This window comes from Sneathiella litorea (genome assembly GCF_009882915.1).
GTDB classification, from domain to species: domain Bacteria; phylum Pseudomonadota; class Alphaproteobacteria; order Sneathiellales; family Sneathiellaceae; genus Sneathiella; species Sneathiella litorea.
Window position 1 is genome coordinate 194,336 of the sequence record NZ_WTUW01000001.1, and the last position, 22,481, is coordinate 216,816.

General features: G+C 49.2%; 21 protein-coding genes and 1 tRNA gene. 10 read left to right on the forward strand and 12 right to left on the reverse strand.

The window, feature by feature from the left end; translation table 11 throughout:
- Positions 1-221: 221 nt before the first annotated feature.
- From GQE98_RS00920 to GQE98_RS00940, 5 genes are all read right to left on the reverse strand, one after another.
- Positions 222-1,499, reverse strand: coding sequence for a TRAP transporter large permease (locus GQE98_RS00920; RefSeq protein ID WP_161313676.1), 1,278 nt, complete (start codon positions 1,497-1,499; stop codon positions 222-224).
- Positions 1,496-2,032 (reverse strand): TRAP transporter small permease, encoded by a 537-nt coding sequence (locus GQE98_RS00925; protein ID WP_161313677.1) that lies wholly within the window; start codon positions 2,030-2,032, stop codon positions 1,496-1,498. The genes GQE98_RS00920 and GQE98_RS00925 overlap by 4 nt, the downstream gene beginning before the upstream one ends.
- A gap of 126 nt (positions 2,033-2,158) precedes the next feature.
- A complete protein-coding gene (locus tag GQE98_RS00930) occupies positions 2,159-3,370 on the reverse strand; it encodes a CaiB/BaiF CoA transferase family protein (RefSeq protein ID WP_161313678.1) in 1,212 nt (403 codons plus the stop codon).
- Complete coding sequence (locus GQE98_RS00935; RefSeq protein WP_161313679.1) at positions 3,370-4,176, reverse strand: CoA-transferase subunit beta; 807 nt, start codon at positions 4,174-4,176, stop codon at positions 3,370-3,372. The genes GQE98_RS00930 and GQE98_RS00935 overlap by 1 nt, the downstream gene beginning before the upstream one ends.
- On the reverse strand, positions 4,166-5,074 hold the full coding sequence (locus tag GQE98_RS00940) for a CoA transferase subunit A (protein ID WP_161313680.1): 909 nt from the start codon (positions 5,072-5,074) through the stop codon (positions 4,166-4,168). The genes GQE98_RS00935 and GQE98_RS00940 overlap by 11 nt, the downstream gene beginning before the upstream one ends.
- A gap of 173 nt (positions 5,075-5,247) precedes the next feature.
- Here GQE98_RS00940 and GQE98_RS00945 point away from each other — a divergent pair, with 173 nt between their 5' ends.
- The gene (locus tag GQE98_RS00945; RefSeq protein WP_161313681.1) at positions 5,248-6,042 is read left to right on the forward strand and encodes an IclR family transcriptional regulator; all 795 of its coding nucleotides are present in this window, start codon (positions 5,248-5,250) and stop codon (positions 6,040-6,042) included.
- 74 nt (positions 6,043-6,116) lie between these two features.
- Here GQE98_RS00945 and GQE98_RS00950 read toward each other — a convergent pair whose 3' ends face one another.
- The 5 genes from GQE98_RS00950 to GQE98_RS00970 all read right to left on the reverse strand — a co-directional run bounded on the left by GQE98_RS00950 (position 6,117) and on the right by GQE98_RS00970 (position 12,257).
- Positions 6,117-7,163: a TRAP transporter substrate-binding protein gene (locus tag GQE98_RS00950; protein WP_161313682.1), complete on the reverse strand. Its 1,047-nt coding sequence runs from the start codon at positions 7,161-7,163 to the stop codon at positions 6,117-6,119.
- A 536-nt stretch (positions 7,164-7,699) separates the two neighbouring features.
- Positions 7,700-7,774, reverse strand: a tRNA-Gln gene (locus tag GQE98_RS00955).
- Between the two features lie 83 nt (positions 7,775-7,857).
- Positions 7,858-8,712, reverse strand: a complete 855-nt coding sequence (locus GQE98_RS00960) for a 4-(cytidine 5'-diphospho)-2-C-methyl-D-erythritol kinase (RefSeq protein ID WP_161313683.1) — start codon at positions 8,710-8,712, stop codon at positions 7,858-7,860.
- 13 nt (positions 8,713-8,725) lie between these two features.
- Positions 8,726-10,468 (reverse strand): tetratricopeptide repeat protein, encoded by a 1,743-nt coding sequence (locus GQE98_RS18350; RefSeq protein ID WP_161313684.1) that lies wholly within the window; start codon positions 10,466-10,468, stop codon positions 8,726-8,728.
- 139 nt (positions 10,469-10,607) lie between these two features.
- A complete protein-coding gene (locus GQE98_RS00970) occupies positions 10,608-12,257 on the reverse strand; it encodes an electron transfer flavoprotein-ubiquinone oxidoreductase (RefSeq protein ID WP_161313685.1) in 1,650 nt (549 codons plus the stop codon).
- A 323-nt stretch (positions 12,258-12,580) separates the two neighbouring features.
- On the opposite strand from GQE98_RS00970, the gene GQE98_RS00975 reads away from it, so the two are divergent.
- The 3 genes from GQE98_RS00975 (at position 12,581) to moaB (ending at position 15,763) form a co-directional block, all read left to right on the forward strand.
- Positions 12,581-13,390: a uracil-DNA glycosylase gene (locus tag GQE98_RS00975; RefSeq protein ID WP_161313686.1), complete on the forward strand. Its 810-nt coding sequence runs from the start codon at positions 12,581-12,583 to the stop codon at positions 13,388-13,390.
- A 92-nt stretch (positions 13,391-13,482) separates the two neighbouring features.
- Complete coding sequence (locus GQE98_RS00980) at positions 13,483-15,228, forward strand: lytic transglycosylase domain-containing protein (RefSeq protein ID WP_161313687.1); 1,746 nt, start codon at positions 13,483-13,485, stop codon at positions 15,226-15,228.
- Positions 15,215-15,763, forward strand: coding sequence for a molybdenum cofactor biosynthesis protein B (moaB, locus tag GQE98_RS00985; RefSeq protein WP_161313688.1), 549 nt, complete (start codon positions 15,215-15,217; stop codon positions 15,761-15,763). The genes GQE98_RS00980 and moaB overlap by 14 nt, the downstream gene beginning before the upstream one ends.
- A 100-nt stretch (positions 15,764-15,863) precedes the next feature.
- Here the strand turns inward: moaB and GQE98_RS00990 are convergent, their stop codons facing one another.
- Positions 15,864-16,529 (reverse strand): hypothetical protein, encoded by a 666-nt coding sequence (locus tag GQE98_RS00990; protein ID WP_161313689.1) that lies wholly within the window; start codon positions 16,527-16,529, stop codon positions 15,864-15,866.
- Between the two features lie 118 nt (positions 16,530-16,647).
- Here GQE98_RS00990 and GQE98_RS00995 point away from each other — a divergent pair, with 118 nt between their 5' ends.
- The 4 genes from GQE98_RS00995 to GQE98_RS01010 all read left to right on the forward strand — a co-directional run bounded on the left by GQE98_RS00995 (position 16,648) and on the right by GQE98_RS01010 (position 20,029).
- The gene (locus tag GQE98_RS00995; RefSeq protein WP_161313690.1) at positions 16,648-17,742 is read left to right on the forward strand and encodes a PA0069 family radical SAM protein; all 1,095 of its coding nucleotides are present in this window, start codon (positions 16,648-16,650) and stop codon (positions 17,740-17,742) included.
- A 26-nt stretch (positions 17,743-17,768) separates the two neighbouring features.
- Entirely contained in the window at positions 17,769-18,386 is a 618-nt protein-coding gene (locus GQE98_RS01000; protein ID WP_161313691.1) for a ribonuclease HII, read from the forward strand.
- Between the two features lie 106 nt (positions 18,387-18,492).
- Positions 18,493-19,578, forward strand: coding sequence for a site-specific DNA-methyltransferase (locus GQE98_RS01005; protein WP_161313692.1), 1,086 nt, complete (start codon positions 18,493-18,495; stop codon positions 19,576-19,578).
- Between the two features lie 34 nt (positions 19,579-19,612).
- Entirely contained in the window at positions 19,613-20,029 is a 417-nt protein-coding gene (locus GQE98_RS01010; RefSeq protein WP_161314752.1) for an EF-hand domain-containing protein, read from the forward strand.
- Between the two features lie 12 nt (positions 20,030-20,041).
- Here GQE98_RS01010 and mutY read toward each other — a convergent pair whose 3' ends face one another.
- Positions 20,042-21,127, reverse strand: coding sequence for an A/G-specific adenine glycosylase (mutY, locus tag GQE98_RS01015; protein WP_161313693.1), 1,086 nt, complete (start codon positions 21,125-21,127; stop codon positions 20,042-20,044).
- Between the two features lie 82 nt (positions 21,128-21,209).
- Here mutY and GQE98_RS01020 point away from each other — a divergent pair, with 82 nt between their 5' ends.
- Both GQE98_RS01020 and GQE98_RS01025 read left to right on the forward strand, forming a co-directional pair.
- Positions 21,210-21,728 (forward strand): DciA family protein, encoded by a 519-nt coding sequence (locus tag GQE98_RS01020; RefSeq protein ID WP_161313694.1) that lies wholly within the window; start codon positions 21,210-21,212, stop codon positions 21,726-21,728.
- A gap of 112 nt (positions 21,729-21,840) precedes the next feature.
- A complete protein-coding gene (locus tag GQE98_RS01025; protein ID WP_161313695.1) occupies positions 21,841-22,470 on the forward strand; it encodes a DsbA family protein in 630 nt (209 codons plus the stop codon).
- The last annotated feature ends 11 nt before the right edge of the window (positions 22,471-22,481 follow it).

The window sequence follows — 22,481 nt, forward strand, 5'->3', positions numbered from 1 at the left end:
ATCGGGATTATCGGCGCCCGCGATTAAGCTTGGAGAAGCATGAATTATACATACATAGGGCGAGATATAGGAGGGAGGAGAGTTGGCAGGTTTCTTAATACCTGACAGCTCAAACATTGAGCTTTCAACTATCTCTGCATACAAATAATGAGACGAATTATTATTCGAGGCTGTGACAATTACATCTTATTTACGTTGCAGCGCTAACTAACTGACTGGCTTTACATTGTGTTCGGCAGCCAAAGGACCAGCGCAGGAAACAAAACGAGAAGCAAAATAACCACGAAATGCGCCAATATGTGAGGGATTACGCCGATAAACACGTCCTCTAAAGGTACATTTGTATACCGGGAAACAACGAAGGCATTTATCCCAACAGGAGGCGTTACCAGCCCTATTTCTGCCAAAACAACAATCAACACACCAAACCACACTGGATCATAACCTAAATGGACAATTAGTGGGAGCATGATGGGAACGGTTAGGATGAGAATGGCGATTTGATCCAGAAACATCCCAAGGACGAGATAGATACATATGATTCCGATCAAAATAACCCAAGAAGGAAAATCCAGACCGCCAATGTGACTAATGATCAGATTCGGGATCTGGGTAATGGTCAAAAAATAGCCAAATACCTGCGCCCCTATGATAATTGCACCGATCATCGCAGTCGTTCGCAACGCGCGATAAACAGCTTGCCTTAACATCCCGAAATTAGTGTTCCCCCTTCCCACCGCGATAAAAAGCGCCCCGAACGCACCTATAGCAGAGGCTTCGGTTGGCGTCGCAATACCGAGATAGATGGCGCCGGTGACAACCAGGAAAAGTAGTAAGAATAAAAGGGCCGCGACGGAGTGATTTTCCTTGGAAAACTTCTCTTCCACTTTTGGTGCCCAAGATGGCCGTATCCATATCAATGTGAAAACAGTCAAGATAATCACTGTCAGGACCATAAGGCCGGGAACGATACCGGCAATCAACAAGACCGCAATACTCTCTCCACTGAGCAACCCATAGAGGATCAAAGCGATGCTGGGAGGAATGAGCATTGCAAGAGTGCCTGAAATTGCAACGACACCGGACGCAAACCGCGCGTCGTAGCCATGCTTGATCATTGTAGGTACAGAACTGGCAGATAATGTCGCTGCCGCAGCGGTACTGGAACCGGAAACGGCCCCGAACGCCGCGCCGGATATTGCCGTTGCAATCGCAAGCCCGCCTGGCAACCGACGAACCCACCGGCCAATCAGCTCAAACATTTCATCAGCGACCCGGCTAACAATCATGAACTCAGCCATCAGAATAAACATTGGGATCGTGATGAGTTCGTAACTTGAAACAGCCGTACCAGGGGTGGTTTGTAGAATACCCAATACTAAACCTGGTCCTCCGATCAGGAACAAGCCGACGGCAGCAGACAGAAGCAGAGAAAAAGCAACCGGCAAGCCGATAACAAGCAGGATGACAAGCAATGCAATGGTAATCGTCGTTGTCATTGCGAATCCCCCAGTTGACTGGAGATCTTGTTATCTGTATCCGCCCCAAAAGCCACATAAAACCGCATAATGGAAACGAGTCCCATTCTGGCGGTAAGTAGGGTTAAACCAACGGAAATAATTATCGTCGATGTCCACAGTGGCCAACTGATCCCACCGGCCGTGAATTCGTTATTCAGCCAATTCTCCCGTACAACCAGATAACTCATCCAACTGGCCCCCGCCAATACAACAGCGGTAAAGGCGTAGGCCAAACCAAGCAAAAACTGACCGATACGCACCGGCATCATTCGATGAAAGATTTCGACATACAGATGCTCATTTTTTTCTAACGTATGCGAAACCGCGAAGAAAAAGGATCCCAGCATCAAATATCTGGTAAGAACTTCAAACGCCCAGGAAATTGGGGAATTAAACAAATAACGCATGACTACATCAGACACCATCACAACCATTATCGTGACCAGGCAGACAGCAGCACCGATCATCAACCATCGCTCAACATTATAGAAGAGATTATTCAGTTGCCCCATATCGCTTCCTTTTCAGGGATAGTCCGCAGAACTTTGTTTTTAATTTTTTGACATTCTCTTGGTCAAAATAGTCTGCTCAAGTCCTAACCTCGATAGCTGACTCTTTTCACATCAATTGTTTCAGACTTACTCTTTTGCGGTAGAAATGACAGACTTGCCACTTAGTTCCGCGATCTCCTGCTCCGAATAACCAAACTCACCGAGTATCTCATCACTGTGCTGACCCAATGCCGGAGGAGGATATCTGTAGGCGCAGGGGGTATCTGAAAATTTCATCGGAAAGCCAAAAACGGAGAACTTACCCGCAGTAGGATGCTCAATTTCCTGTACCATTTCCCGATGAATTACCTGAGGATGCTTCATGACTTCTTCTACAGTGTTTACAGGAGCGAGAGGGACGTCATTGTTCTCCATAATGCTCACCCACTCCTGCACAGACTTGGTAAGGAAGCGTTCCTGCAGGATTGGAATTAACGTATCCCGATTTTTCACTCTATCCACATTCGTGGTAAACAGCGGATTTGAAACAAGATCCTCTAGTTCCATGGCAATCGCCGCGCGTCTCCATATACGATCGTTAAATGCGGCCAAAGATACCCAGCCATCGCTAGCCTGAAATGCCTGATAGGGCACAACACTTGGATGCCCTGATCCAGACTTAACAGGCACTTCATTCGTTGCGCCAAATGCAGTCAGAAGATAGGAAAGGTAAGTAACCTGGCCGTCCAGCAAAGAAGTATCAACAAGCTGTCCTGTACCGGTTATATTACGGGCCTGCAATGCAGCCGTAACCCCGAGGGAAGCGAACATACCGGTCGTCAAGTCGCAAATACTCACACCGGTACGAATGGGTCCTCCATCAACCTCTCCGGTAACACTCATCAATCCACCAAACGCCTGCATATATATGTCGGTTGCCGGTTTCGTCGCATATGGTCCCGACCGTCCAAATCCGGTGATTGCACAATAAATCAGTGCGGGATTGAGCTCGCGAAGTGCCTCATAGCCAATTCCCCAACCATCCATCACACCATGCCGGTAATTCTCGACCACGACATCAGCGGAGGCAACCATCTTCCGGAAGACATCGCGCCCCTCTTCTTTCCCGAGGTCCAGCACAATGCTTCTTTTGTTACGATTGGCACTCACAAAATAGGTACTTTCCCCATTTTGGAAGGGTGGCCACGCGCGGCTGTCGTCCCCCAGTCCGGGAGGTTCAATTTTTATTATATCCGCACCGAGATCGCCGAGCATCAATGAGCAAAGAGGTCCCGCCAACGCACGGCCCAGATCAAGAACCTTGACTCCCTGAAGTGGTTGTTGCGCTACATCAGCCATTATCTCGCTCCCTTCAAGTTCTGTAACACACCGGAGGGGTCCACTTTCGTACGCAATATTTCTATTGTCTCTGCATCCGGCAAGGCTGTTGTCGGAACGTCTTCCGGAACAATGATTTCGGCACCGGTATTGTCCAGCACTTCTTCCACGGTGTGCCCTGGATGCACCGATCGCAATCGCATACGTTTAGTGACGTTACAAAAATCCATTGCGGCCATTGGGCTGAAAACAAGTGCTGGTCCTCCGCCAACAAGACCAAGCGCTTCGCGATCGCCCGGCCCGCTGCCATATCCCATCGCCGTGACGTAATCGAGCTTGTTCACAAACGATAGTTTGGAATGCTGTTGCATATAGATGAAATATCGCCGAGCAACCGAGCTCGCGTAAGACAGGCCTGCTCCACCGGGTCCTTTCAACTTAGGCGCCTTGATGTCTCCAATTGCGGTCATGTTGAGATTGCCAAAGCTGTCGACTTGAAGACCGCCAGCGAAAAACCAATCTCTTGGTGTGTTGAAGACCGACATAAAGTTCAACACCGTCTCGGTTCCGGCATATATATTTCTATAGTCCATAGTAGAGTGGAACAGGGGTGCGGGCGCCTTCCCCACACTGTTTGCCACAAACCCGGCGGCACTGGTAATTATCATTAGGTTGGGGGCATGTGTTAGCTGCGCTAGACGCGCTGCAGCAAGCGGTATTTCGCTACGCGCTCCTCCAGGTGAACCTATCTCGCCATCCCCCAGTTCCTTGCTCAAGACAAATGCGGCCAATTCCGGCCAGGCTACGGGTGAACTTTCAATCGACATAGGTTTTCGCCTTCGCTTCAATTAACGAATGTAAATTTACGTGTTTATCTAGATATTCATCGTGGCTTGGTACGGACATGACATGATCGTCTATGTAGTCCAACGTCCCCTGTTCAGTTTTGGAAGCATTGAGATATTCGACGATTGCCGCTTCGTTGAACTGATAGCTGCCGTGAGAAGAGCAGGGATAGGCGCCATAAGGAGCCTCAATCACGTGGTCGATCAACATACACGAAATGTTTGTTCGGAAAGGATCCTTCGTAAAACTCGCATTAGGAACTACCTCATCAACGCTGGCCACAACCTTACCGCCCCCTTGTCGTGTCGCCTCCGCTACCATCAAATCCGCAAATGAATAGCCCGAATACCGGAGGTTCCCGTACTTATCGCCTGCGGCAGCATGCATGATTGCCAAATCCGGCTTCAATGCTGCTACAGCCGTCAACGGCTCACCGGAGATATGATCTTTAACAAGTTTCAGGTCAGGATTCAGTCGATGCACATCGGTTCCGACACCTGCCTTAGCGATACCAGAGGGAAGTTTTCTGGCAGATGCTTCGAGAGCAGCCAGAATATGCGTTTCATCGCATTCCCAGACCCGAATTTTTCCGTCGCTGGCTGCTTTTCGAAAGCCAGGCGCCAGGCCCAGATACTCAAATCCCATATAAGGAACCCTCACCTCCGCGACGCAGCCCGCCGAAATAAGTAAATCCACATCTATGGATGCCTGTGGAACTGAAACAACGATCAGATCTTTTATCTGCCGCCGGATAATTTCTCTCACAAGAAACATCGGCTTATTGTGAAACAATGATCCCCCTATAATCAGAGTTTGACCATCTTCTAGCCCATCAAGCGCCAAATCAATTGAACTTAACTTACTGGTACGAGTGCCCACAAAATTCTCCCAAGACAAATTCTTCTGGCTTTTTTGTTCTCTATATAGAACTATGATCTATATACAATACAATTATCATTGCTTGAGAAAGCCGTCAACTAATCCATGGATAATTTTGTTGCTCAAGCAGCTTGTGGAAGTTATGCGTATTCTTGGCTTTACTGGAGAAGTGCATGTCGTACAAAGATGTTGATGATACTAAACGTTATTCTGTACCGGCAGTTGAACGTACGATCAGAATTTTTCATTATTTGAAAGCCAATAAACGTGCGACCGGGGCAGAAATAGCGAAAGACCTAAGCCTAACAAGAAGTAATTGTTATGCTATTCTAAAAACCCTGCAGCTTCATGGTTTCGTACTATTTGACATAGAGTCAAAAAAATACTCGCTTGGCCCAATTTTTCTTGAATTTGTTCGAACTATTGTTGAGGACTTGAGCCTAATACATGTCGCCAGACCCTATCTGCAGAATTTTGTAGAGAATTCCGGCTTAAGTGTCGTGCTGGAGCAACGTGTCAATTTTAATCGTCTATTGGTAATCGACAGACAGGATTGTGCAGACGACGTGCGTGTTATTATATCAATAGGCACAAGAATTCCGATCACCCATAGTGCTTCAGGAAGAGCCCTACTAGCCTATTTACCTTCCAGGGAAGCCGAGGAGCTCGTCAATTCGGTTTCGGTCATTCCATTGACGCCAAAAACAATGACCGACCCCGCCGAAATTATTGACGATCTTAAAAAAATTCGCGCGCGCGGCTATGCGGTTGGACATGGAGAAAATCTGGAGGGGATTGATGCTATTGCCGCCCCAATTTTCGACGTAATGGGCGAACCTATTGGAGTCATTGCATGCGCGGCAACCACCTCCACATTAAGCGAAGGGCGACTTGAACACTTTGGCAATGCTTTACGTAGTACGTCAGATGAGATCACAGTCGCTATCGGCGGCAAACCACCCAAGTAAACTAGCTTGATTTTGCACAAACCCCAAAAGATGGAGAACGAGGCATTCTTATCGGCCCGTTCTCCATTAATCGATTATTCGTGTTTAGACACAGCTTCACGGTACTGCTCTATGACCTTTTTCGCGGGTTTCCCCCGCTCTTCCAGAACCTTCGTCCAATTTTCGATAACTGGTTCCAGCTCCCTGTTCAGTGCCGCAGCCTCATCTCCTCCGATTACATGAATTTGCGCACCCCCACTTTTCAGATCTTCCAGGGCTTTGGAATTCATACTATCACTGTAGCTGCAAAGCGCGTTACTCGCATATGCCGCCGCATCTGTTAATGCTTTTTGGATTTCAGAATCGAGCGAATTCCACTTTTCGGTCGTCATGCCATAGGTAACGGTTGTACTGCCAAAATTAACCCCCGTCAGACCATACTTCATCACTTCATCCAAGCTATAAGGCGGCAGCCCAATATAGGCAAGCATAGCTCCATCCAAGGTTCCACGTTCGACCGCCTCAAAAATTTCAGGGCCGCTCAACCGGATCGGCGTTGCACCAAGCTTTGTTAGAGTTTCATGCTTTGCATCACCAGACGCATACAGCTTTAAACCGGCAAGATCTTTGTAAGAGTTTAGCGCCTTTTCGGATGTCACAACCGTGTAGGGCGCCAGCATATTGGTATATAGAACATGAAACCCCTGTGGCTTGAATTCCTGCTCGTAAAGAATTCCACCCGGCGCTGTTAATTCTGCCAGAGCGTTTGAGCCTGAACAGGCAGTATTAAACATACCCGGCAATTCACCGGCCGCAGACAAAGGCAGTTTCTCAGGTACATATGCCGGAATAATAGCTCCCACATCAGCAACACCAGATTTAGTAAGGCTCATGATATCCTTGGCCTTACCAAGCTGCTGCGCTGGAAAATACTGAAACTCAATACGCCCCTCACTCAGCTCAACCGCCTTGTCCATCCATTTTTGTGTTCCCTCTAGCAATATGTAATGCGTTGTTGGAAAGATATCCGCCACCTTCAAAACAACCTTATCTTCCGCATTTGCAACAGAAGAGACTAAGCAACCGAGAAACCCTGCGCCCAAGACGAGCAGCCGTGAGATAGTCCTAAACTTTTTTATCATTTTCTCCCTCCGTATGTTCTATATACAGAACAATGTTCTCTCAGTACAACATATCACAATAATCTTGTCTACCACTCTTTGCGGGCATTCTTATTTTGAAACGATTTTGGTAATTTCCAGCTAAACGACTTATAGCCTCCAACCTGGCTTGCAATCTATTTGCCCGATTGATGGGCAACATAGCTGGAATAATAAAGGGGGCTTTGTTGTCAGGTTAGTGCAGGTTAAATAGAATACGAGCGCACAATTCAATCTGCGACGCCCTCTATATAATCAGCCCATTCCTGCATCATGGTTTTTTGGTCATTGAAGAATTGCGCTCGGTCATAAGCCTTAACAACTTTATTTCCAGAAAAATGCGCGAGCTGATTTTCCATGTCGACGAAACAATATTTATACCGCCAGTATTTACTGCAATTAAACCTAACGTCTAGGTACATACCTTTTGCGTCAGAGAGCCTATAGGGTAATACAGGAGACCTTAAACCGATATATCATCATTTATAAATGATATTGGACTAGGTGAAATGAGGTTCTGGCTGGGGTGGCAGGATTCGAACCTGCGCATGACGGGATCAAAACCCGCTGCCTTACCGCTTGGCTACACCCCAATGAGGAGCCTCTTTCTATCCAAAGGTCCGACTAAGCTCAAGCCAAAATTTGAAAAAATAGGGAAAAGATGAAATGTCCGCCCCTAGAGTCCGACGGCCATCGTCTGTACCCACCAATCAGGATGGTGCGATTGTATGGCATTTTTCGCCATCTGCGCGGCCCGTTCTGTCTCGAATAATCCGAAGCATGTCGCACCGCTGCCACTCATCCGGGCGAGGCGACACTCTTTCTGGCCTCTTATCGCGGAAAGTGTTGACTTAACCACAGGCGCAATTTGACAGGCGGGCTCCTCCAAATCATTTCGCATGGTCGCGAGCGCAGAAAATAGCTCATTGCGCGTCATATCCTCAAAACAAAAATCACTTGAAGGCTGCCGGGAAATTTCCAGCCGGGAAAAGACATCCCGGGTTGAAACCATTAATCCTGAATTAACCAGTAAAATATCAAACTCTGGGAAATGATCAATTTTCGCTAACTGTTCCCCTATTCCTGACATGATCGCAGGCTTCCCATACAGGCAAGCTGGAACATCTGCGCCAAGCGTCAACCCAAGTTGACTTAATTTGTCATCAGAAAAATCAATACCCCACAAGCCGTTAAGAGTTTTCAGCGTGATCGCCGCGTCAGAGGATCCGCCCCCTATTCCAGCGGCGACCGGCAAGTTCTTTACCAGAGTTATGTGCGCACCCTGATCTGTCCCGCTCTCTGATTTCAACAACTGAGCCGCTTTCAGGATAAGGTTCTCATCCGTACTTCCAATCGCGTGAGAAAAGGGACCAATGACTTCAAGTGAGAGATCCTTGCTCTTACTCACCGTTATTTCATCGCCTCCATCTGGAAAAACCACCAGACTTTCAAGCAGATGATACCCGTCCGGTTGTTTGCCTGTGACATGGAGAAATAGATTAATCTTGGCGCGGGCAATGGCTGTAATCATACGACCTACTAAACTACTTCTGAGCTTTGATGTCATCCTTGATGCCGGATTTCAGTTTTTCCTGAATCAGGGGAATCTGATCTTCCGAAGGATCAAGCCAGAGCGCCCGTTGCCACTGATAACGCGCCTCTTCCCGACGACCCACCCGCCAGTAAGCGTCCGCAAGATGATCCGTAATCGTCGGATCGGCAGCTTCCAGCGAGACCGCTTTTTCAAGCTGTACAACTGCATCGTCATATTCTCCGAGCCGGTAGTATAACCAGCCGAGGCTGTCGATAATATAGCCGTCACGTGGCCGCAAAGAGACTGCCTTGATCAACATGTCTTTCGCCTGGTCCAGATTCTCATTTCGATCCACCCATGAGTAAGCAAGGTAATTGAGAACCTGAGGGTGGTCGGGTTGAAGTTCAAGTGATTTCAGGAGATCAGCTTCGGCAAGCGGCCACTGTTTGGATTGCTCGTAGGCTATGCCCCGCGCATAAAAGAGGGACCAATGCCTTTCCAGAATTTCAGAGAGACGGTCAATTGCGCGGCCATAATTTCGCGCGGCCTCATTCCAGTCTTTCGAGTCCCGACTGACATCTGCGAGAACAACAAGCGCTTCGATATCAACCGGATATTCCGCCGCGACTGCCTCAAGCCGCTCTTTCGCTTCTGCGACCCGCCCCAGCCTGTAGGTTACCCAAGCGGTACGAATTTGGGCATTTTTTCCGTATGCGGACTTGGGGTTAATCTCACTGTAAAGATCGAATGCTTCCTGCCATTTATTCCGATCCTCAGCAGTTTCCGCAAGCAGCATCCGCGCCATGGGGAATTCCGGCTTTAGCTTTAAGGCAAAATAAACATATGTCGCGGCGACACCAACTGCACGCTCCTGACCGATAATGGAGGCTGCGCTATAAAGGGCTTCCGCGGCACCTTCAACAGGATCTTTCACAATTGGCTCGAGTGACTGTCCCTTTTCCAGAGCGGCAAACTCTAGCTGGATCGTCGGGCTAAGCGGGTATTTTTCAATATAGTCTCCAAAGAGCTTCTCAACATCATCCCGTCTGCCAGTCCGATCAAGATAGGCGCCATAAGCCTGAATGAGGCGAACCGCCCGCCCAGAAGGCCCGGCCAGTGCTGTCTCATAGCGTTGATCTGCTAGCGCCTGATCCTGAGAAACATCGCTTAGTAAAGCCGACTGATATTGTTTGAGCGCGTCAAAGCCATTGTATTTGTCGAGCGCGTCAAGTTCCAAAAACGCGCCATCTATGTCCCCCTGCCCTAGTTTTATCCAGGACATAAGCAAAGGTTTCAGCAAGACATTAAACCCATTGTCTGCTGTCTTCTCAAGATAACCCCGAGCGGCGGAAAAGTCCTTCTGACTCAGTGACTCGATAGCCAAGACAAGATAAGCACTTGAACTATTGACATCCTGCTCAATCAGCTTGGAGGCCAGGGACTTAGAGCGCTCTATATCCCCCTTGGAAAGGGCCGCCTGCAGCGCGATATCCAGCAAAACATCGTCATCACCTTGGTCGCGCAAGGCATCTTCAAAATAACCAAGCGCGGCGGTTGCATCCTGTTCCCGCAAAGCCTCCCGGCCCGCTAGATACTCGCCAAAATATGACGATGGGAAAACGTCCGTCGTCCCGCCGGCGTCCTGGAAAGAAAGCGGCAAGGAGTGACGTTCGCTTGACGCACTGTTTGCCGCACACGCACCAAGCGCCGCAGTCAGAATAATACCACCAAAGACCAGTTTAAACTTCTTCACGCCCGCGCCTGCCATATCAGTCAATCTACCTTTACGTTTTCGACCCGGCGCGTGGTCCGCCGAGAAAGCTACATTTATACAGTATGTAGGGCGTCCCGAACCCGCATGAAACCAAATTTCAGAGCTACAAGCTAACTTTTTACATATTAGGATAGTTTGGCCCACCGCCACCTTCGGGGACGACCCAATTTATATTCTGCGTCGGGTCCTTGATATCGCAGGTTTTGCAATGAACGCAATTCTGCGCATTGATTTGCAGGCGCGGATTAGACCCGTCATCGTCTGTCAGGAACTCATAGACACCCGCGGGGCAGAAGCGCTGTTCCGGCCCGGCATACTCCGCATAGTTTATGGCAACGGGGACACTGTCATCCTTCAAGGTGAGATGAACCGGTTGATCCTCTTCATGGTTGGTGCTGGAGAGGAATACCGAAGACGGCTTGTCGAAGGTGTAAACGCCATCATATTTCGGATAATCAATTTTCTTACAATCCTTCGCCTTTTTAAGCGCTGAATGATCGTCATGATGCTTAAATGTCCAAGGCGTTTTGCCGCCCAGGATCTTAAGATCAAGCCCTGTATAAATCGTCCCGGCAAGCAAGCCCCATTTAAAGGCTGGTCGGCTATTGCGGACACGGTAAAGCTCGTCATAAACCCAGGAATCCTTGTAAAGCGCCGGATACGCGTCCAGTACCTTGGCTGGCGCCTCCGCGTTCAGCTTCATTTCGGCAACAATGGCTTCCGCCGCCATCATGCCCGACTTCATGGCGGTATGGGATCCCTTGATCTTTGGTACGTTCAGGAAGCCGGCTGTACAGCCAATCAATGCGCCGCCCGGGAACACCAGTTCCGGCACGGATTGAAAGCCGCCTTCGTTAATGGCACGCGCACCATAAGAAATGCGTTTGCCACCCTTCAGCATTTCCTTCATCATCGGATGAGTTTTGAATTTCTGAAATTCATCATAGGGCGACAGATACGGGTTTTGATAGTCAAGCGCGACTACGAAGCCAACATAGGCCTGATTGTTTTCCAGATGGTAGACGAAGGAGCCGCCATAGGTATTACGGTCGAGCGGCCAGCCAAAGCTATGGAAGATCTGTCCTTCCTTATGCTGCTCTGGATCCAGTTCCCACAGCTCCTTGATACCAATGCCAAAGGTCTGTGGATCGCAATTTTCACGAAGGTTGAATTTCTCGAAAAGAGTTTTCGTTAATGATCCGCGCACACCTTCAGCAAACAGGGTGTATTTTGCATGCAACTCCATACCTGGTTCAAAGGAGCCTTTTTTCTCGCCGTCACGGCCAACACCCATATCCCCGGTAGCAACGCCCTTGACACTTCCATCTTCATGATAGAGCACTTCTGCGGCGGCAAAGCCCGGATAAACTTCGACTTCCATCGCTTCTGCCTGTTCCGCAAGCCAGCGACAAAGGTTCCCAAGGCTAATGATATAGTTACCGTGATTGTGCAACTGTTTCGGCAGCAGGAAGTTCGGAAAGCGAAGCTCGCTCGACTCAGTCATAAAGAAGAACTTTTCTGATTTAACCGGCGTATTGAGCGGTGCGCCCTTTTCTTTCCAGTCTGGAATAAGTTCATCCAGCGCACGGGTCTCGAACACATTGCCCGAGAGGATATGAGCGCCAATTTCCGACCCTTTTTCAAGAACGCATACGGAAATGTCAATGCCAGCCTCAACAGCGAGTTGGCGCAACTTTATTGCCGCTGACAACCCAGCCGGGCCGCCGCCGACAATAACAACATCAAACTCCATAGATTCGCGTTCCATCAAATGCCTCTTCTTGTTTTTCCGACTGATTAACAGCCGTTTCCTATCCTTGAACCGGTGTCCTGTGCAAAAACGCTCTATTCGCCCAAGCCCGGCATATTTATCCACGACACTATATTTTTTTTATTTCGCGTCAATCCCGATTACAAGGGATTATGGCAGTTTCCAGCCATTTTGAATGAAGCTCCCGGATTATATACCATCAGACGTCGCGACAATACCGCCCCAAACTCATTTAAGTTTCTCCGGCATTCCTTCCTCGGGATAAAAAATCTTCCAATCGCTATCTTCTCGAAAGCTGAAAATGCCTGTTATGATAGGGCATGCAATCAGAACCCGACATAGCGGCACTGCTCCGTTTTTATCTCGACGCAGGTGTAACGGAAGCAATTGGCGAAGAGCCTCTCAATCGCTTTGAACAGGCGGCAACACAATCGGCGCCCCCCACAGATGCTGCCGTTCATCCAAGAACTGTCGCCACATCACCTCGCAAGCAAGCAGCTGCAACGGCCGTGCCAATTCCATCCCGTGCAGAGGGCGTTAAGAAAGCGATGGAGATTGCCGCAAGCTGCAAAACTATCGAGACATTGCAGCAATCGTTGGAGAATTTTGACTATTGCTCCCTTAAGAAGTTGGCAAGCCATACTGTATTTGCCGAGGGAACACCCGGTGCAAAACTTATGATCATCGACCGGCAGCCATCAAGTGATGAAGATCGAAGCGGGCTTCCCTTCTCAGGGGCAACAGGACAGCTACTCGATAAAATGCTGTCTGCCATAGGCCTTGGACGCCATGATGTATATCTTGCCAGTGCGATTCCCTGGCGCCCGCCGGGTGGCCGTGCGCCGACAGAGGAAGAACGCGCACTTTGTCTGCCCTTTGCAATGCGCCATATTGAGCTTGCCAAACCCGCCTATATTCTGGCCTGCGGAGAAGCAGCAGGGTACCTCCTCAATCAAAAAACGGGCATCAACAAACTACGCGGCACTTGGAATGATTTGCAAATTAACGACGTTCGCGCAAGAATGCTGCCGATTTTTCATCCGGCCTTTTTGATTGACCAACCGGCATCAAAGAAATTTGCCTGGGCGGACTTGCTCAGTCTCAAAGCTGAAATGGAAGACACGCTATAACCTTATCCTAACGGGTTGCATTTACCCTGTTAGATCACATTTTATTTTTTGTTGTCTGGTCTATGAAATATTTCTCCAGATTAATCGCGTCGATGGCGCTGTTGATATCCGCCCTCGTGGTTACGAGCTTGCCGGCCCTTGCAGGCCCGCTCCCAACTGTGCTCTCAACTGCTGATGCAGAAAGATATCGCAAGATATTCGTCTTACAGGACGCGGGACAATGGGAAAAGGCCGATCAACTGACAGAAGCCCTGTCAGATAGTATTCTTCTCGGCCATGTCAGGTTCCAGCGTTATATGCACCCTAACAAGTACCGGGCCAGCTATGAAGAGCTTCATCTTTGGATGAAAGCTTACTATGACCATCCGAACGCACATCGACTTTACAAGCTGGCGAAAAGCCGACGGCAGGAAGGGTGGAAACCTTTAACAGAGCCACTCTATGGCCGTTATCTGGGAGGGACCGGCCCCGGACAGCCCGTCTTCCTCTCGCGTCCCTATAAAAGTACTCGCAAGAGATCTGCGCAAACGCACAATGATGTCGCTCACGCCAAGCGTGTGGTCAAACAGTATCTCTATCGGGATCAACCAACCAACGCGGCAAAGTATCTTCGACAGAAAAAAGTCAGGAAGCTGCTCGATCAAGTGGAGCTTGATCAGCTTCGGGAAAAAATTGCGAAGAGCTATTTTTTACATGCACGAGATGAACAAGCGATAGAATTTGCCGTAGCGGCCCTCAAAAACTCACGTAAATATGTACCGCTCGCGGACTGGACTGCGGGCCTCTCTGCCTGGCGACTGGGCAAGATTGAAAAAGCCGCCGAACATTTCTCTAAATTGGCGGAAGTCAGCCGGATTTCAGACTGGAACTACACGGCCGCAAACTGGTGGGCTTCCCGCGCCTATCTGAAGCTCGGCGCACCCGAAAAAGCATACCGGTATCTTGAACAGACGGCGAGCCAGCCGCGCACATTCTATGGTCTTCTTGCGTTGCGCCAACTCGGCGTCGAAAAGCCCTTCAGCTGGGACTTACCATCCTTGAACTCAGAGCAGATTTCCTGGCTGATGAAGATTCCTTCAGCAAAACGTGCTGTCGCTCTCAGTGAAATCGGTCAATATAATCTTGCTGCCCAAGAGCTCAGGGCCGCCTTTCCCAGCGCAAATGACGAACTTGCGCCGCTTTTGCTTGCACTGTCCGAGCAGATCGGTGCGCCGTCCGTCGCGATGCGGATTGGGCTCTATCTTTGGGAAAACGAAAATGAACCCTGGGATGCTGCAATCTACCCGATGCCGAAATGGCATCCGAAAAACGGCTTCAAGGTAGACCGCGCATTAATATATGCATTTATGCGACAGGAGTCTGGCTTTTACTCCCTCGCGCGAAGCGGCGCTGGTGCGAAAGGCCTGATGCAGATCATGCCATCCACCGCGAGCTATTTATCCGGCGACCGGTCCCTTCGAAACCGGGACAACAAGAAACTCTTTGATCCGGCATATAACCTTGAATTGGGCCAGAAATACCTGACCTATCTAATGGGATATAAAGATGTCGACACCAATCTCTTCAACCTGACAGCTGCCTATAACGGGGGGCCTGGAAATTTGAAGAAATGGAAGTCAGAAACCAAGTATAATGATGATCCGCTTTTCTTTATTGAAGCGATGCCAAGCAAGGAAACCCGGAATTTTATCAAAAGAGTTTTGACAAACTTCTGGATTTACCGTCATCGTATGGGGCAGGAGCTACCCGCGCTGGATCAAATTGCGCGCGGCGAATGGCCGGAGTATCAACCACTGGATCACTGGGAAAAGGAGATCGCCGATAATGCCCGGAATTGATACATCCCGCCCCTTTATACCTGTGCGTATTGCTGTCCTTACTGTATCTGACAGCCGGGGGCTTGCCGAGGATAAATCAGGTCAGACACTTGTGGACAGGATTGAATCCGCAGGACATGCGCTTGCCGATAGGCAAATCGTTCATGACGATATTGATGATATCCAGAAAGTCGTCACACAATGGCTCGATGATGTGAATGTCGATGTCGTCATCTCAACCGGCGGAACCGGCGTGACAGGCCGCGACGTGACGCCTGAAGCCTTCTCTGGCCTTTATGAAAAGGAAATCCCGGGATTTGGTGAGCTTTTTCGCATGCTCAGCTACCAGAAAATCGGGACTTCAACCATTCAGTCACGGGCAAGCGCCGGGGTCGCGCGTGGCACCTATCTGTTCGCACTGCCAGGATCTACCGGTGCGGTGAAGGATGCTTGGGACGACATTCTTGTTCATCAACTCGATTACAGATTTATGCCCTGTAATTTCGTTGAACTGTTCGATCGCCTCCAGGAACATGAAAAGCGGTCAAAAGGTTGACCCCTTCAGGCTGCATAGATCAGCAGGATTGACCAACAGAAAATCTGCTTAGCCATAAAGGCCGCAGGAGTATCAAATAATTCGCCGCGCCGCGCTTGCACTAACTAGAAATCCAGTATCCCTCTCTCGATAAACAGGATACTTCCACACTACTGGTAACACGGCCTCTGTAGTTTATTGTTTGCCTGTATTCCTTACAAAGATTGCCATAAGTGTCATATCCATCCCGAAGAATGACGATGCGCCCGCTACGACCACTGTCATGCCAACTCGTGACCTGACCAACTGGTCTATCCAGTGCAAAATATATGGACTGATGATGATGTTCGATCTGGCGTGTCGTCAAATTGACAACGAAACGCGTGTTAATAAAAGGCCAATAATATCCGCGGTAAGAGTGATAGCCATAGTATCGCGGTACATAGGCTGGTTTTACATACACGTATTTCGGCCGATGCGATTTTTGATTATATGTTTTGTGGTTTTGTTTATATTTTGGCTTCACATAAATGACTTTCGGTGCCTGGCGTTTCGACTTGGCCGGCGCCTTATAGTCATATTTTTTCTTCGAAGTTTGACGGCCATAGGTAATATCACGCCCGATATTCGGCGTATGACCATAGCTCTTGCCATAAACGGCCGTGACATCTCCCGTTGTTCCTTTAGGCTTGCCGTAATACTTTTTACTGTGCCATGAATCAGCTTGTGCAACGGAAAAGCTACCCAACAATATTGTCCCGAGTAAAAGAATACCGAATTTTCGCATCTGCTTCCTCCTTCGTCATGACCGACATATTTGTTTAACGTCTGAGATTTCGAAATCCGTCGCGCCCCTCCTTTTAATTGTTCTTGTTTTGTTCTTTTAAGCTAGGTAATCTAGCTATATGCAGGATACTCCAATCATCCCAATTGATAAAACCCGGAGGCGCGGGCGCGGTGCAACCGTCAATCCGGATGGCCGGTTTGAGACAGCGAAAAGAGACTTCGTCGACGATGGATGGGGAACCGCTGAGCTGGACGACAGAGAACCCTTAAAAACGACTGTCACAATGGAACGGCCAAAGTCCATTATTAGCCGGAATATGTCACCGGACCTTCCATTTGATCAATCAATCAATGCGTATCGGGGCTGTGAACATGGGTGCATTTATTGTTATGCCAGACCAAGCCATGGATACATGAACCTCTCCGCTGGCCTTGATTTTGAAACCAAGCTGTTTGCCAAACCCAATGCGGTGGAGCTGTTAGCCGCAGAAATTTCCCGCCCTGCGTATCAGTGCAAGCCCATTGCCTTGGGGACGAACACAGACCCGTATCAGCCGATTGAAAAAAGGCTGAAAATAACACGGGATATTATTGAGCTGCTGGCCGAAGCCCGACACCCGTTTACAATAACAACGAAATCCGACCTTGTTTTGCGAGATCTGGATCTGCTGGCTCCTCTTGCAAAAGTCAATCTCGTTTCGGTTGGGATATCCATAACAACTCTGGACAAGAGGCTTGCACGCGTTATGGAACCAAGAGCAAGCGCGCCCTATAAGCGCCTTAAGGCAATCGAGATACTCAGCAAGGCGGGGGTGCGAACGCTGGTGCAGGCTTCTCCCATTATTCCCGGTCTTAACGACCATGAACTGGAACAGATTTTACTGAATGCGCGGAATAAGGGGGCGGAAAGTGCAATATATTTGTTACTACGTTTGCCAAGAGATGTTGCTGACCTTTTCGAAAACTGGCTTTCGGAGAACTTTCCGGACCGAGCGGCGAAAGTGATGAAACTTGTACGCTCTACCAGGGGAGGGAAAGATTATGACGCAGAATTTGGAAAGCGTATGGTGGGAACAGGCCCCTATGCGGCGCTTATAAATAAAAGATTTCGTCTCGCGTGCCGGCAACTCGGGTTTGAGAGCAGTAAGTATAAACTTGCGACCCATCTTTTCCAAAAACCGGGACGTGACAGGAGACAAATGAATTTATTTTAGTGTCTGACGCATGTTATTGAAGAGGTATGAGTACATATAATTCGAACCTCCCAGATTTTTCTTTTGAAATACAAGAAACGGGACGTATTGCGGGCGTCGATGAAGTCGGCCGCGGTCCGTTTGCCGGACCAGTGGTCGCCGCAGCTGTCATTCTTGACCCTGAGAACATTCCGGTCGGCCTTCAGGATAGCAAGAAAGTCTCTAAAGTCAGGCGCGAAAAACTTTACGACGACATTTATCATGTTGCGACAGTCGGCATCGGTGAAGCGAGCGTTCAGGAGATTGACAGACTGAATATTCTACAAGCGAGTCTGCTTGCAATGCGCCGGGCTGTCGCGGCCCTTCCGAACAGACCCGATGTTGCCCTTGTCGATGGCAATAAAGACCCAAAACTTGGTCTGCCAACACGCCTGATTGTCAAAGGAGATAGCCGTTCACTCTCCATAGCGGCCGCCTCTATAGTGGCAAAAGTGACACGAGATCGGAAAATGTGTGCCCTCGCAGAAAAATTTCCGCACTATGGATGGGAGAAAAACGCCGGTTATGGAACGGCAGAGCACCGCAAGGGATTGATAGGATTTGGCGTCACACCACAACATAGGCGAAGTTTTGCGCCGATCCGCGCCCTTCTCAACCATGATTAAGCGAAAGTTTAGAATTATTCTCTAACATACTGATTCAACAAATTATATTGACGTAGCGAATCGAGCGAATCACTATACTGACATTGAAAAATGCAGAATAATTCGAATGACACAGAAACAAAAACTACCGATTGACCGGATTCTAAAAGGTGACTGCATCGAATTGATGAACAGTCTGCCTGAGAATTCCGTAGATATGATCTTCGCGGATCCGCCCTACAACATGCAGCTGTCTGGGGAGTTGCGACGCCCTGATGACAGCTTTGTCGATGCTGTTACAGACCACTGGGACCAGTTTGATAGTTTTGAGGCATATGACAGCTTCACCCGAAGCTGGCTGGCCGCCGCAAAACGTGTCCTAAAAGATAATGGTACCCTCTGGGTCATAGGCTCCTATCACAATATTTTCCGTGTTGGCGCCAGCTTGCAGGACCTCGGTTTCTGGATCCTGAATGACGTGATCTGGCGGAAGACCAATCCGATGCCGAATTTCCGTGGCACCCGCTTTACCAATGCACATGAGACGCTAATCTGGTGCTCGAAGGGACCTCAGGCGAAGAACCTAACCTTCAATTATGATGCGCTCAAAGTCATGAATGATGATGTGCAGATGCGTTCCGATTGGCATTTACCCATCTGTAGCGGCGGGGAACGGTTAAAAGTAGAGGGAGAAAAGGCCCACACCACTCAAAAGCCGGAATCATTACTCTACCGCGTCCTTACGGCGGCCTCCAATCCTGGCGATGTCATTCTGGATCCTTTTTTTGGCACCGGCACCACCGGAGCCGTCGCTCGAAAGCTCGGTCGCCATTTTATAGGGCTCGAGCGAGAGGAAAAATACATCAATGTCGCCCTCGAACGTATTCGCAAGGTCCGTCAACTCCCCGAAGATGATCTCGAGTTTACGCGCAGCAAAAGGCAGGAAGCCCGAGTTCCTTTTGGCTCGGTCGTAGAAAGGGGCTTACTGTCAGCGGGACAAATCTTGTTTGATCAGCGAAAACGGTATAAAGCAAAGGTACGTGCTGATGGCAGCCTCGTAGCTTCTGACGTCACGGGGTCAATTCATAAGGTTGGGGCCCAATTGCAAGGAGCCAGTAGCTGTAATGGTTGGACCTTCTGGCATTTTGACGTAGAGGGAAAATCCGTCGTTATCGACGTGCTGCGACAACAGGTACGCGCAGAAATGAACTAAGGGGCATTGCGCCCCTTAAAAAGGAGGGGACGCAATGAACAAGCTTTCTTTAGCCATTATTCTGGGCGGCGCTCTTACCGTCACAATAAGTAATCCAGCATTTTCATACGAAGAATCCCGTTTTCTAGGCATTGACCGGGACGCGGACGGCGCAATTTCCAAGGCTGAGACCGAAGCTTATCGCGAACGCCTGTTCAAGGAATACGACCTCAATTCCGACGGCAAAGTTGAGTATGAGGAATATGTTCAGGCGGAAAACCTGCGCTCTGTCACAGCTCCCTCCTATTCCGAGGTTCCTGTCCCGGATGAATATCGGGAGATGGACACTAATGGAGACACCATTGTCACATTGGAGGAAATCAAGGCCGCTGGCATTTCGCGGTTCAATACCCTTGACAAAAACATGGATGGTAAAGTGTCGAAAGAAGAATTCGTCAAGCCGGGCCTTTAAAATTCCCCCGCGCTACCCTTTCGCCACGGCACGCGCAACTTTGTTCATCAGAGTTGGCAGGGCATAACTGCCAAATTCCTCCGGCTTTACCCATTGGCCTCCGGGAAGGATTGTTTCATCTGGTGCCTCTAAAGAGGTGACGACCGGCTGTAATTCAAGATGAAAATGCGTGAACGTATGTCGCACCAAAGATTTTTGCGCCGCTTGACCTGCCAATGCCTGAAAATGTGCTGGAAAAAGTCGCATAATTGCCATCTCGATGGATAGCGTCTCCTCTCCCCAATCGGTCGAAGGGAACTCCATCATTCCGCCAAGCAATCCCTTTTCTTCACGGCGGCGCAACAATACAGCTCCGTCAGACCGCTCTAGCCAGAAAACAACAGCACGCCGCGTGGGCTTTACTTTTTTGGGAGCCTTAACAGGAAACTGGGCCATATCTCCTGCAGCGAATGCTGCGCAGTGACGAGACACCGGGCACGCTGCGCAATTTGGCGTGCGCGGTGTGCATATTGTTGCGCCAATATCCATAAGAGCCTGCGCATAGTCCCCGGCACGACGGCGCGGCATAATTTTCGACGCAAATTCTGTTATCTCTTTCTTGGCGGCAGGAAGCGGCGTCGTTATGCGGTAAAGACGGCTGACAATTCGCTCTATGTTTCCGTCGACGACGACCTCTGGCTTATCAAATGCAATCGCCGAGATTGCAGCCGCTGTATAAGGTCCGACGCCGGGGAGCGAGAGAAGGTTGTCCCGATCCTTCGGAAACTGCCCACCGAATTCAATCGATACTGCGATCGCACATTTATGAAGGTTACGTGCTCGCGCATAATACCCCAGTCCGGCCCAGGCCGTCAGGACATCATCCAGAGATGCCGCAGCCAAAGCATGAACAGTCGGCCAAAGGTTCAGGAATTTTTCAAAGTAGGGACCAACCGTTACAACCGTTGTCTGCTGCAACATAATCTCGCTTAACCAGACGTGATAGGGATCGGGCTGCATACCCGGCGGACTTCTCCATGGCAACTTACGGGCATGCGCATCATACCAATTAAGGATCGCAGCGGAAAAAGACTTTTGTGATGAAGCTAGTTGGACCATATTAACTGTCAGTTATGGCGAAGTTTATGCCCCTAGGCAATGCGAAGTTCCCAAAAACCTTTAGGGAAAGACAAGGAACAAGGTGAGACAGACAAAAGCGAATGCAGGACCCCGCGCAATCGCCAGCCTGATAGGAAAATCCTCAAGGGCGGCCTTGGTCAAGCGCGGGTTTGCACAAGCCGATATCCTGACCCATTGGTCCTCCATCGTTGGCCCAAACCTTGCCAATTTCTCAAGCCCGGAAAAGCTTAGTTATTCACGGCAAAGCAACAAGGATGCAACTCTTCGTATCCGCGTTGCACCTGGGTGGGCGCCGGAATTCCAGCATTTTGAGCCTTTGCTTATTGAACGAATCAACAGCTTCTTTGGATACCGGGCGGTTTCACGCCTGCAATTGTTTCAGGCCCCCGTACAAAAATCCAAAACCAAGAAATCCGAACCTCCCCGCCCCCTCACAGAACAAGAGAAGGATTGGATCACAAAAGTCCTAGTTGATGTTTCCGAACCGGCACTGAAGAAGCGCCTTGAAGGTGTAGCCACCTCTATGCTGAATGCTCGAAACAAGACACAAAAGCGTGATGACCCGGATGAGGCCGATTAACCTCTATAAAATATTTATTTCCCTATTATGTTGTGATTGATCGCAGGAATCGTTTGAGGATTAAAGAATGAAAAGTTATACTGGCACCACATGTAGTAGGAAAGATAGCAAATTGACTATATCTCGGCGACATTTTGTAGCATTAGGAAGCACCCTGCCCCTCGCAGCAGCCGCTGCCACAGGAATATTTGCGCCGAGCGCGGCCCATGCCGCGAAGCCGCAGATTTTGCAAAGCGACCGTATCCTTGGTTTTCCAACGGCACCTGCGACTATTATTGAATATGCATCTCTGACTTGCGGCCATTGCGCGAACTTCCATAAATATACCTTTGGCGATCTGAAAAAGAACTACATCGATACGGGTAAGGTGAAATTCGTTTACCGCCATTTCCCGCTGGACCGATTTGCTTTCATTGCAGCTATCCTCGCGGAATGTGCCGGTGATGACAGTAAGTTTTTCTCAATGGTCGACGTTCTTTTTGAACAACAGGGTAACTGGACACGACAGGCAGATCCGGCCCTCGCGCTTATTGAGCTTGGTGAACAAAATGGCGTGGCCCTCGAAGAATTTGTGAATTGTCTCACCGATCAGGAGATGGTGGATGCGATTGCGTCCGAGAGTTTGATTGGATCATCCCAATTTGGTGTCGATTCGACGCCGACTTTATTTATTCAGGGGGATAAATACGAGCGCGATAGAAGTTTCCAGGCGCTGGACATCTACCTGAAGACATTGACGTAGAGTATAAAGTA